Origin of the sequence: Desulfovibrio sp. (assembly GCF_009712225.1) — a bacterium.
GTDB lineage: Bacteria > Desulfobacterota > Desulfovibrionia > Desulfovibrionales > Desulfovibrionaceae > Desulfovibrio.
The window spans coordinates 109,804-121,645 of the sequence record NZ_WASP01000007.1; the positions used below are offsets into that span (position 1 = coordinate 109,804).

General features: G+C 59.7%; 13 protein-coding genes. 6 read left to right on the forward strand and 7 right to left on the reverse strand.

Annotated features, from left to right (window positions below):
• Positions 1-88: 88 nt before the first annotated feature.
• Complete coding sequence (locus tag F8N36_RS10210) at positions 89-2,953, forward strand: mechanosensitive ion channel domain-containing protein (protein ID WP_291332707.1); 2,865 nt, start codon at positions 89-91, stop codon at positions 2,951-2,953.
• A gap of 135 nt (positions 2,954-3,088) precedes the next feature.
• Positions 3,089-3,436: a cupin domain-containing protein gene (locus tag F8N36_RS10215; RefSeq protein ID WP_291332708.1), complete on the forward strand. Its 348-nt coding sequence runs from the start codon at positions 3,089-3,091 to the stop codon at positions 3,434-3,436.
• Positions 3,437-3,517: 81 nt separating this feature from the next.
• On the opposite strand, the gene aldA is transcribed toward F8N36_RS10215, so the two are convergent.
• Complete coding sequence (gene aldA / locus F8N36_RS10220; RefSeq protein ID WP_291332709.1) at positions 3,518-4,951, reverse strand: aldehyde dehydrogenase; 1,434 nt, start codon at positions 4,949-4,951, stop codon at positions 3,518-3,520.
• 200 nt (positions 4,952-5,151) lie between these two features.
• Positions 5,152-5,979, reverse strand: a complete 828-nt coding sequence (locus tag F8N36_RS10225) for an Mrp/NBP35 family ATP-binding protein (RefSeq protein ID WP_291332710.1) — start codon at positions 5,977-5,979, stop codon at positions 5,152-5,154.
• Between the two features lie 132 nt (positions 5,980-6,111).
• Here F8N36_RS10225 and F8N36_RS10230 point away from each other — a divergent pair, with 132 nt between their 5' ends.
• On the forward strand, positions 6,112-6,537 hold the full coding sequence (locus tag F8N36_RS10230) for a hypothetical protein (RefSeq protein WP_291332711.1): 426 nt from the start codon (positions 6,112-6,114) through the stop codon (positions 6,535-6,537).
• Positions 6,538-6,625: 88 nt separating this feature from the next.
• Complete coding sequence (locus F8N36_RS10235; protein WP_291332712.1) at positions 6,626-7,009, forward strand: DUF134 domain-containing protein; 384 nt, start codon at positions 6,626-6,628, stop codon at positions 7,007-7,009.
• Positions 7,010-7,142: 133 nt separating this feature from the next.
• Here F8N36_RS10235 and F8N36_RS10240 read toward each other — a convergent pair whose 3' ends face one another.
• From F8N36_RS10240 to cutA, 5 genes are read right to left on the reverse strand one after another with little or no spacing between them, the layout of a single operon-like run.
• A complete protein-coding gene (locus F8N36_RS10240) occupies positions 7,143-7,613 on the reverse strand; it encodes a YbaK/EbsC family protein (protein WP_291332713.1) in 471 nt (156 codons plus the stop codon).
• A 26-nt stretch (positions 7,614-7,639) separates the two neighbouring features.
• Positions 7,640-8,068, reverse strand: a complete 429-nt coding sequence (locus F8N36_RS10245; protein ID WP_291332714.1) for a DMT family transporter — start codon at positions 8,066-8,068, stop codon at positions 7,640-7,642.
• Between the two features lie 14 nt (positions 8,069-8,082).
• Positions 8,083-8,541, reverse strand: a complete 459-nt coding sequence (locus F8N36_RS10250) for a VOC family protein (protein ID WP_291332715.1) — start codon at positions 8,539-8,541, stop codon at positions 8,083-8,085.
• Positions 8,542-8,578: 37 nt separating this feature from the next.
• Positions 8,579-9,529, reverse strand: coding sequence for a carbohydrate kinase family protein (locus F8N36_RS10255; protein WP_291332716.1), 951 nt, complete (start codon positions 9,527-9,529; stop codon positions 8,579-8,581).
• A gap of 34 nt (positions 9,530-9,563) precedes the next feature.
• A complete protein-coding gene (gene cutA / locus F8N36_RS10260; RefSeq protein ID WP_291332717.1) occupies positions 9,564-9,908 on the reverse strand; it encodes a divalent-cation tolerance protein CutA in 345 nt (114 codons plus the stop codon).
• 118 nt (positions 9,909-10,026) lie between these two features.
• Between cutA and nth the strand changes: the two genes are divergently transcribed.
• Entirely contained in the window at positions 10,027-10,704 is a 678-nt protein-coding gene (nth, locus tag F8N36_RS10265; RefSeq protein ID WP_291332718.1) for an endonuclease III, read from the forward strand.
• 123 nt (positions 10,705-10,827) lie between these two features.
• Positions 10,828-11,781, forward strand: a complete 954-nt coding sequence (locus F8N36_RS10270) for a chemotaxis protein (RefSeq protein WP_291332719.1) — start codon at positions 10,828-10,830, stop codon at positions 11,779-11,781.
• Positions 11,782-11,842: the final 61 nt, after the last annotated feature.

Consider the following 11,842-nt stretch of genomic DNA (forward strand, 5'->3'; position numbering starts at 1 on the left):
AAAGGGCGCGCTCTTTTCAAACGGACCGTCTTGACGTATGGAAGGGCTGCTACCGTTCCAAGACAACAGACTGTAATCTGAGGATTCCATGCACGCACCCAAACAGCTGCTTATTGCCTTTTTCCTGGCCCTGTGCTGTGCCCTGGCCTCTCCCGTCGCCCATGCGGCGGAAACGACCCCCGCCACCAAGCAGGACGCTCCCAAAACGGATGCCGCCAAACCCGATGCATCCAAGCCAGACGCAGCCAAGCCCGATACAGGCAAGGCCGATGCCGCAAAAGCCGATGCTCCCAAGCAGGACGCAGCCAAGCCAGACGCTCCAAAGCAGGATTCTGGCAAAGCCGACTCGGCCAAGGTTGATTCCGGCAAGGGAGATTCTGGCAAATCTGCCGATTCCGGCAAAAAGGATTCGTCCAAGTCAGACAAGCAGGACAAGCCCGCCGCCAAGGCTGACGCAAAATCCGATGCCAAGGCTGACGGCAAGGCCGATGCCAAGGCCGATGCCAAAGCAGACGACAAGCCAGCGGACTCCAAGGAGGGCGAAGCACCCATCCCCACCCTGCCCCTGCGCGACCCGTGGGAAATGGTCTGGAGCGGCCAGAAGGCCATGCTCGACGAAATCACCCAGAAGGCCGCCGCCATGGGCGATTCGTTTGCCCAGCGCTCGAACAACCTGAGCGAAAAGGTGCAGCCCTTCATGGAAGAAGCGCGGCGTCTTCTGGTGCTGCTCAATACCTATAAAAACTGGCCCAACCCTGTTGAGGCCGTGGGCCGACGCATCACCTCCACCGTGCTTGACCTGCGCAAGGTCATCGACCCCGTCATGGGCGCGCGCACAGAAGTACAGGCCCTGCTTGAACGCGTTGGCTATCTGGCCGACAGCATGCCCGAAGACCTGCACGACGGCAGCCTGAGCCCTGAAATGCAGGAATACGCCAAAACCATCGTACTCACCCGTCTGCGGCTCACCGCCGTGATGGCGCAGTACGATTCTGCCCTTGCTCCTGCCCTGGCCCTCATCAAGCGGCTGGAAAAAATGCAGGAAGAAATCAACGCGCAGATTCCTGTTCTGTGGAAAAACTATTACCTGCAAAGCCCCGTGCCGTGGCTCAGCCCGGATGCCTGGGCCGACTTTGGCCGGCAGATGCACTACTCGGCCCAGGGCATGATTCTGCGCTTGCCGGTTGAAATACCTGTCACCGTACAGCGCTGGGGCACGGCGGTGCTGCGTTTTGTGGTATGCCTGCTGTTCACAGGCGTGCTCACCACCCTGCTGTACCGCCGCTGGGCCGCGCACGAAACCAACACCACAGTGCGGCACATTTTTCGTGTCAGTCTGCCCTGGCTGTGCGTGGGGCTGGCCCTGCTGGGCAGTTCCGTATCTTCGACGGGCGAGTTCTTCCGCCTGTTTCTGGCTGTTGGCAACCTGTGCCTCATTGTGGCCCAGATCCATCTGGCCTGGGACCTGCGCCTGCTGAAATACCCAGAGGTACAGCAGCAGAAACCGCCTTTCTGGACACTCATCCAGCCAACCCTGTGTTCGTATGTGCTGCTCTACCTGCCGCTTACCCAGCCGCTGGTGCTGGTTATCTGGCTTGGTATTGTCATTGTTTCCCTCGTGCGCCAGCACCGCAGACCCAAGCTTGATCTTGGCCCCATGCATGCGGAAACCAGCGTGCTTGAATGCGAACCTCTCGTGCTGTGGATCTGTCTTGTGCTGACCCTGGCCGGGTTGCACATTTACAGCATGGTGCTGTACCTGCTCTTTGTCTCCTGCTCGCTGGCCCTGCAACTCTGCCTTGGCGGCATGGCTCTGGTCAGTACGCTTAATGACAGAATTCCTCAGGAAGGAGTGCGCGCCGCACTGGCTCACCTTGCCGTGGCCCTTTCTGCCCCTGTGGTGCTGGTGGCGGCCTTTGTGGGCGTTTCGCAGTGGGTGGGCACGCTGCCCGGCGGCATGTACCTGCTGCAACACTACGTGATGCGCGGCGTAAACGTGGGCGCCACACAGTTCAATGTGGTGCACCTGCTGCTCATCATCACCATGTTCTTTCTTACCCGCACAGCCGTGGGCATGGGCTCGCGTTTTCTGGCCCGCCTGCCCAAGCAGGGCGTTGCCATTGACGCCACGCTCATTCCGCCCATGCAGACGGCCTTTACCTACGCGCTTTGGTGCTGCTTTGGCCTGTTTGCCCTGCGTGCCGTGGGCATGGAACTCAGCAACCTTGCCATGGTAGCCGGTGGTCTTTCCGTCGGTATCGGTTTTGGCATGCAGACCATCGTCAACAACTTCCTCTCGGGTCTGATACTTATCTTCAGCCGTACCCTTCAGGCGGGTGACGTGGTGGAAGTGGGCGGCACCCAGGGCCGTGTGCGCAAGATCAGCGTGCGCGCCACCATGGTGGAAACCTTTGACAATGCCCTGATCATTGTCCCCAACTCTGAATTTGTGGCCAGCCGCCTCATCAACTGGACGCGCAACAGCCGCACCGTGCGCAGGGAGATCAAGGTGGGCGTGGCCTACGGCACTGACGCAGATCAGGTCATGAAGATTCTGCTGGCCACGGCCAACGCCAACAGCAACGTGCTCAAATATCCCCCGCCAACCGTGGCCTTTGTGGAATTTGGCGCCAGCACGCTCGATTTCAGCCTGAGATTCTGGGTGCGCGATTATGACGTGGCGGTTTCCACAGCCTCTGATATCCGGGTTGAAATAGAAAGGGAGTTCCGCGAGCAGCGTATCGAGATTGCCTTCCCGCAGCTTGATATAAACATCAAGGAACTGCCCCCGCGCGTAAAGGCTCCCCGGCCCTCGGCAGAGCCCCGCGTCAGCAAGCGCCGCGCACCGCGCCGCCCCCGCAGGGTTTTGCCCGCTGGAGCCAAGGGCGTGAAGCCGGGAAATAAAACAACTGCCACCCCCGACGACGGGGATGACGACGAAAACAACAGTTAAGCGCCCTACGCGCCGGTAATCGCCGCAGCAATGCCCGGTTATGGCGCGGGGATTGCCGGGCGGGCATTACCACGGAGACTTCTCCGCAACACAGCTCTAACCGGCGCAGACGCGCCTGAACCACAGGAGACCACCATGATCAATCGCGCAGACGCTCTGGAATGCTTTGAAAAGGAACTTTTCGGTGGGCCGGGCGCAGTCCATTTTACCAAGATAGTTAACGAAAAGGGCCTTGCCGACAAAGGTCGCCTGTTCAACATCGGCACCCTCAAGCCCGGCTGTGCCGTGGGCAACCACAAGCACAACGGCGAAATGGAAATATATTACATTCTTGAGGGCGAAGGCCTGTACAACGACAACGGCGTGGAAGCCACCGTCAAGGCTGGCGACGTGACCGTCTGCAACGATGGCGAAAGCCACGGCCTGCTCAATACCGGTTCCACAGACCTCAAGATGGTGGCCCTTATTCTGTTTACCAAGTAAGCGGTGCCCCAGCGATAGAATGCAGCAAGGCCCCTCCATGAGGGGCCTTGTTTTTTGTGCTCTGGGGGCTGAATGAACCCGCTAGTACTGGATATAGGCCACCTGTGTCTGCAGGTATTCCATGAGCCCGTGCTTGCCGTCCGCACCGCCGATGCCCGACTTGCGCCACCCGGCGTGGAAGCCCTGCATGGCCTCGAAGTTCTCTCGGTTTACGTAGGTTTCGCCAAACTTCAGGCGGTTCACCGCTTCCATGGCCGTGGAAATACTGGTGGTGTAGATGGACGATGTGAGGCCGTAATCGCAGTCGTTGGCCAGTTCAATGGCCTCGTCCAGATCGCGATAGGTCAGCATGGGCAGCACCGGGCCAAAAACCTCGTTGCGCACGATTTCCATATGTTGCTGGCAGCTGCGCAGCAGGGTCGGCTTGTAGAAGTAGCCGCTGCCTCGTTCGGCGGGCGCGCCGCCGGTAACAACTTCCGCGCCCTGCTCTTTTGCGCGTCTGACCATGCCGTCGATCTTGCCAAGATGGTCGGCGCTGATCTGGCTGCACATGTCTGGTGCCGGGTCGTCAAAGGGATTGCCCAGCCGCACGGCCTCAAAGGCCGCAGACAGCTTCTCGGCAAAGGCGTCGGCCACGCTTTCGTGCACATAGAGGCGTTCGGCGCAGTTGCACACCTGCCCGCTGAATACCGTGCGCGAGGCTGTTACGGCCTTGACGGCCAGATCCATGTCGGCATCGGCGCAGACAATGGCCGGGGCCTTGCCGCCCAGCTCCAGCGATACCTTGGTGATATTGTGCGCGCCTGCGGAGATGATGCGCTGCCCGGCCTCCACGCTGCCGGTCAGACTGACCATGTCGGTCATGGAGCTGGAGGCCAGCGTTTCGCCCAGCGTGCTGCCGCCGCCGGTCACAAAGTTCACCACGCCAGCGGGCAGGTCGATTTCGCGCAGTAGGCTGGCGAAGTGCATAACCGTGGCCGGAGCCAGACTGCTGGGTTTGATGACCGAGGTGCAGCCCACCAGCAGCGAGGGCGCGACCTTGCGTGCCATGACAAAGAAGGGGAAATTCCACGGGCATATGCCCACCACAACGCCGATGGGCCTGCGGTAGAGCAGTATGTTTTCGCGCGGGCGGTCGCTCTGGATGATCTCGCCCTCGTAAATGCGCGCCCAGCCAGCGTAGTAGTCAAAATACTCGGCCGTCAGGTCAATCTCGATCTGGGCGAGGGGATGGGTTTTGGCCTGCTCCTCGGCAAGAATACGGCCAAGTTCAAGCCGGTGCTTGCGGATCAGGTCGGCCATTTTTTTCAGATACCCGGCCCGCGCAACCGCCGGTAGCGCTGCCCAGGCCGTCTGGGACTTGTGGGCCGCGGCCAGGGCGGCCAGCCCGTCCTCCTTGCCGCCATTGGGGGTCTGGGCCATTATTTCGCCGGTAGAGGGGTTCTCTACCTCAATAACTGCAAAGCCAGTGGGTGAAACCAATTTGCCGTTGATGAACTGTTGATAGGTACGCATGGTTGCTCCTTGGTTTGGGCAACCATAGTCACACATGCTGCCAAAGGTAAAGACACTCCCTTTTTTGCAGAAACGGTACCACACGCACAGTGCAGCGACACACGGGTTGCTGCAAAAAATGGCGCAAAAACGGGGCGGCAGCCGCACTGGCTCCCACCCCGCATTCACTGTGAAATCAGCAGTCGGTCACGTGAGGCCAATCACATGAGCCTGATCACTGCCAGCGCGCCGTCCATAAAGTGCTCGCTCACGTCTTCAATGGTTCCCGTATCGCACGCATTTGCCAGCGCGGGATCAATGGGCAGGCGGGCAAGCACCTTGAGGCCGTGCCGCTGCGCCACGGCGTCGATGTGGCTTTCGCCAAAAATCTTGTATTCCTTGTTGTTGTCCGGGCATTTGAAGTACGAATAATTTTCGACCAGCCCAAGAATGGGAACATCCATCTGCCGGGCCATATCAATGGCCTTTTGCACGATCATGCTCACCAGTTCCTGCGGCGAGGTCACAATCACAATGCCGTCCACCGGCAGGGACTGAAAAACTGTCAGCGGCACGTCGCCCGTTCCGGGAGGCATGTCCACAAACATATAGTCCACATCGCGCCAGACCACGTCCGACCAGAACTGCTTGACCGCACCGGCAATGATGGGGCCGCGCCACAGCACTGCATCCGAATCGCCGTGCAGCAGCAGATTCATGGACATGATATCCACTCCGCCCTTGCTGCGCTCGGGCACGAGGCCGTCTCCTTCCACATGGGCCTTGCCCGTGAGGCCAAACACACGGGGAATGGAAGGGCCTGTAATGTCGGCGTCAAGAATGGCGCAGTGCTTGCCCTGCCGGGTCAAGGCCACAGCCAGCAACGAGGTAACCAGAGATTTGCCTACCCCACCCTTGCCGCTCACAACACCTATGACCTTGCCGATGCGACTTTGCGCATGCGGTTTTACCCTGAAATCCTGCTGAGGTTCGTTGCGATCGCCGCAACTTTCACCACAGCTTCCACACTGATGGTTGCAATCACTCATTTTACGCACCTTTCGAAAGTTTTCTGCGTGCGGAACAGGAGAATTTCCCGGCCCGCGTTATTGACATATGACAGAAACACACATAAGCCCATAACTGACATATGTCAATAACATCAACGCAAGGAGCTTCACATGCCTGATCTCGATCATACAGGACCCAACGGCATGGGTGCGCGCTCTGGGCGCGGCAGGGGCAATTGCAGGGGCGGCATGCGCCAAGGTTCGCAACGCGGCCTGAACAGCGCTGCCGATCCGGCGCAGGGTTCAGAACCGGGAATGGGCCAGGGCATGGGCCAAAACGTGGGCCAAGGCCGCTGCTGCCGCCACGGCCAAAGGCATAACAACATGCCCCGCAACTGCGACATGAACGGTGAAAACGCTGGAATGGGCAAGGGCATGGGGTACGGAATGAATCGGGCCATGAATCAGAACAGGCGGCAGGGCAACTGCACCGTCGGTCAGCCCCGGAGCTGCGGCACAGGACCTGCCGCAGGTTCTGCAGCAGCCTCTGGGGCAGGCTCCGGGGCTGGCAGTGACGGGGCAAACAATAACAGCTAAAGTACCAGCACATGAATGAAAAAGGGCCGCCCGGGCCCCGAGCGCATGTTGTGCGCACCGCCGCCGGACGGCCCCCAAAGAGGGTTGCATGCCAAGACCAAAAAAATGGCGAAAAGTCTGTAGCCTGCCGGAAAATGCCAGTTTCGGCCCCCTGCCGGGCTGCGGACAGGCCCCCGGCAATGCAGGGGAAGCCGGACAATGCGTCACCATGACCGTGGATGAATACGAGGCCGTGCGCCTCATTGACCTTGAGGGAATGAATCAGGAGGCCTGCGCCGAAAAAATGCGCATTGCCCGCACCACCGTGCAGAGCATCTATGCAGAGGCGCGCAAAAAACTGGCCGATTCGCTGGTCAACGGCAAGCTGCTGCGTATAGAAGGCGGCGATTATGAACTGTGCGACGGGCGCGGTTCGCGTTGCGGCATGGGTGTATGCCACAGACGGCGCGGTGGCGGAGGTTTTGGGCTGTAACCAGCCCCATGCGGACAGGCGCAAACGGCCTGTCCACACGGCAAAAATGCTGTGATACCGCGCAAGGTTCGCCAGAATGTCCGGCGGCCATTACGCGGGCAACAAGCGAATATCGTGCAAAATCAGACGGGAATCAGGCTTCGCCGCTCTTGCACACGTCGACCCACGTGCCGCCGGTCACTTGCTCCAGTTCTTCGAGCGTCAGCCGCACGGCATTGTTGGGCGCGCCCGCTGCCGGATACACGGGGTCATACTGCCTGAGGCTCGTGTCCAGATACACGGCAACGCCCTCTGGCAGGGCAAAGGGGCAAACGCCGCCCATGGGATGCCCCACCTGGGCTTCAAGATCTTCCGGTTTGATAAAGCGGGCCTTGGAGTGAAAGGCATCCTTGAATTTGCGGTTGTCCAGACGGGCCGTGCCCATCACAACCAGCACCATGGGCGTGTCGTTCACGCTGATGGAAAGGCTCTTGGCAATACGCCCCGGCTCGCATCCTATGGCCTGTGCGGCCAGATCTACCGTGGCGCTCGAAACATCAAATTCGCTGTAGGCTTGTTCCAGACCATGGCGGGCCAGAAAGCCCCGCACTGCATCAACACGCATGTCATTCCCTTCGTTTTCATATACATTCAGCGGCGGGCCACCAGAGCAATGCCCGCCAGCACCATGGCCAGCCCCAGCATTCTGCGCCAGTCAAAGGGTATGGCCGTCAGGCCAAACCAGCCTTTGTGATCGATAATGGCCCCCATGACCAGATTGCCAAAAATCATGGCCACCAGCGTGCTCAGCACGCCGATGCGCGGTGCGGCCATGGTGGTTGTTACCACCATAAACGCGCCCAGCACCCCGCCCGCCAGTTGCCAGAGCGGAATTTCCGTCACGCGCAGCACACTGCCCCGCCCGGTGAGCAACACCGCCATTGCAAGAAACAGCGTACCCACGGCAAACGAAACCAGCCCGCTTTCAAGCAGGCCAACCGTACGGCCCAGCGCCGCGTTAATGGGCGGTTGCAGGGCCACCACGCAGCCAGCAAAGACCACCAGCGCAATGTAGAACATGCTGCCTCCGTGCTCTAGGCTGTTTCCTCCGCCGATGCCGCTTCGCGCAAAAAAGGCGTGTGGGTGATGGCCGTCAAAATGCCCTCGGGGCTCAGAAAGCGGGTCACGGTCTGCCCCCAGGGTTCTTCCTTAAGCCGGGTGAGCAGCGCGTAGCCGTTCTGTTCAAGAATACGCGTGGCCGAGGCGATATCTTCCACATCCAGCTCAAGCCAGGCCTGTGGCACGGGCAGATGGGCGGGCCAGACTGCCTCGCCAAAACACGAGAGAGCGGCCTTGTCCAGCGGCCAGAGGGCAAAATGCTTTACGCCCTCAAGGCACTGCGAATGCCAGTAGCCCTCGTAGCCATCCTCGTGCCGCAGGGGCAGCGCCAGAACCTTTCTATAAAGCTTGTCGCTCTTTTCCCGGTCGGCCACCACAGGCCCGAAACCGGCTACAAACAGAACACGGATACCTTCAGGAAGACTGGTCTGCATGTTGTGCTCCCGGTTTCAGGCCTTGGTGGTGTGCAATCTAGCCCAGGATCTCAGGCATGGAGCCAAAGGTGGCCTCGTAACGCTGACGGAACACCTCGGGCGTGAATTCGTGTTCCTGCGTGCCCATCTTTTCAAGGCAGAAGCTGGCGCTCACCGAGCCAAGCTTGGCTGCTTCGGGCATGCTCAACCCGCTCAGCAGGCCCTTGAGCAGGCCAGCACGGTGTGCGTCGCCCGCGCCGGTGGGATCGAGAACCTGACGGGGCGGCACCGCGGGAATGCGCGTTTCCGTGCCGTCTGCACCGCGAATCAGGGCACCGTCTGCGCCAAGGGTGGTCACAAGCCACAGGGTGCGGCCTACCAGCTCGTCTTCGCTCTTGCCCGTGGCCTTGCAGATCATGTTGAGTTCGTAGTCGTTGGTAATGCAGGCAAAAGAGCCTTCAATGGCCGCCAGCAGCTCGTTGCCGGTCAGCACGGGCAGCTGCTGGCCGGGATCGAAGATGTAGGGCACGCCTTTTTCGCGATAAAAGCCGGGCAGACGACGCATGTCGTCAACGTTGCCGGGCGAGATGATGGCAATGTCCTTTTCCGCATCAATGGCGGGAAAGTCATAATCCGCGGGCAGGCTCATGGCCCCGGGATAGAAACCGGTGATCTGGTTGCTGTTGAGGTCGGTGGTGATATAGCACAGGGCAGTAAAGATATCTTCCGCACGGCGAATGCCATCCAGCGGCAGGCCCATGTTTTCCAGCACAATGGCATAGGGGCCAAAATCGCGCCCGGCAGCGGCCACGATGGTGGGCTTTTCGCCCAGCAGACCAAGCGAATAGGCAATGTTACCCGCGCAGCCCCCGCGCCGTTCGTCCATGCCGTCCACCATGAAGCTCACGTTGATCATGTGCAGCTTGTCCATGAGGATATGATCCTGAAAGCTGCCGGGAAAGGTCATGATGCGGTCAAATGCCAACGATCCAGAAACGTAGATGGACATAACTTCCTCTTGGTGACGTGCGTATGAGGGTTGGTCAGGCCGGGTGCGGCAGACTGTTTTCAGCGATCCATTGCAAAAAGGGCTGATGGCCAGCCGCAATGGGCATGGCAACCACGCAGGGAACCTCGTAACTGTGCAAGGCGCGCGCCTTTTCCAGAAATTCGGGCAGGGCCGCCTCGCTGACCTGGGCCAGCAGCAGGCATTCGCCCGCTTCGTGCACCTGCCCCTGCCAGCGATACACCGAGCGGGCACCGGGCATCATGTTGACCCCGGCGGCCAGCCGCAAACGCACCAGCTCGCGTGCCAGATGCAGGGCCTCCTGCTCTGTGGGCGCGGTCATATAGACCAGAAAAACCCTGTGGGTTTCATTTTGTTCCATTGAGACAGCATACACCCTGCTGCCCAAAAAACAAAGAGCCCCAAAGCTGAAAAGGGCGGTACGAGCCAACGCCCCGGCCTTGGCTTGCGAGGCTGCCCGGCCTGTGGCATAAAGAGGCATGAGCGTTAAATCTTCACCAGAGGCAACTGCCAGGCAGGTGCTTGCGGCCCTGCAACAGCGTTACCCCCACCCGCGAACCCATCTGGATGCCCAGAACGCATGGGAACTGCTGGTGGCCACCGTACTTGCAGCCCAGTGCACAGACGCGCGGGTCAACACAGTCACGCCAGAGCTTTTTCGCCGCTGGCCCACGCCTGCCGCACTGGCAGAGGCTCCGATTGAAGAACTTGAGGGCGTCATCCGCCCCACGGGATTTTTCCACAGCAAGGCAAAAAACCTGCTGGGCGCTGCACGACGTGTGCGCGATGTTTTTGACGGGCAGATTCCCAAAAGCATTGAAGACCTCGTCACCATACCCGGTGTTGCTCGCAAAACGGCCAATGTGGTGCTGTTTGGCGCATACGGCATCAACGAGGGGCTGGCGGTCGACACCCATGTAAAACGCATTGCCTACCGGCTGGGCCTGACCGACGAAACCGACCCCGTGCCCATTGAGCGCGACCTCATGAAGCTTTTTCCGCGCGAGGAATGGGGCGACGTCAACCATCGCATGGTCTGGTTTGGACGCGAGGTGTGCGATGCCCGCAAACCACTGTGCGATGTATGCGAAATGCGGCCATTCTGCCCCCGCCGCGAACCGCCCAGGGCGGTAAAGGCTGCAGCCCGCCGCAAATAGGTTTTTGAGCAGAAGCCTTAAGAGAATATATATTCAGCCGATACATCTAGGCAGCAGTTCCCGTAACCGGAACACCCGATCTCGGTGGAAAGCCACGCCTTTCGCAGCACAGGATGGAACGCCATGTCGCAAAACAGCTTGCTGAACGTTAGCAATAACGAACTTGAAATCATTGAATTCATTATCGACGAGAAGCAGCCAGACGGCAAGGTCTACAGCGGGCATTACGGCATCAACGTAGCCAAGGTGCTTGAAATCATCCGCCTGCCCAACATCACCAGTGTGCCCAGCAAGTGCGACCCTTCCGTGCTTGGCACGTTCAACCTGCGCGGCAAGGTGCTGCCCATCCTCAACCTGGCCGCATGGCTGGGCAAGGAAATGGCAACGGAAGAAAACACCAAGGTCATTGTTACCGAGTTCAGCGGCGTGCAGGCTGCCTTTATGGTTTCTGCCGTCACGAGCATCCACCGCATGACCTGGGACCGCATTGAACCGCCGAACCAGTACGTGCAGACATACTCGCGCGAGACCATCACCGGCGTGCTGCGCATTCAGGACCGCGTGCTCTTTATTCTGGACATGGAAAAAATCCTCGCCAGCCTCGACAGCACGCTCGACATGTCGCAGGTTGAGGTAGACACCAGCCCGGTTGAAGGCGCGGGCCAGTTCCACCTGCTGGTGGCGGACGACTCGAGCTCGCTGCGCAACGTTATGCAGTCGTCGCTCGAAAAATCGGGTTTTCAGGTTACTGCCGTGGGCAGTGGCCGTGCCGCATGGGAATTTTTGATGCGCACGCGTGAGGAAGCCCAAGCCAAGGGCAAAGAACTTACCGACGTGCTGCACCTGATCATTTCCGACATTGAAATGCCGGAAATGGACGGACACATGCTGACGGCAAAAATTCGCGAAACCCCCGGCCTCAGCACCCTGCCGGTCATTCTGTTCTCTTCGCTCATTACAGACGCGCTGTACGAAAAGGGCGTCAAAATGGGCGCGGACAGGCAGGTTTCCAAGCCCGACCTTCCGGGCCTGAACAAGATCATCCGCGAAGTCATAGCTGAAAAGCTGCACAAGTAAAAAAACGGCGCAACAGATTTCAGCGGCGGTGGGGCATGCCCCAACCCCCCAGTGGGATGGG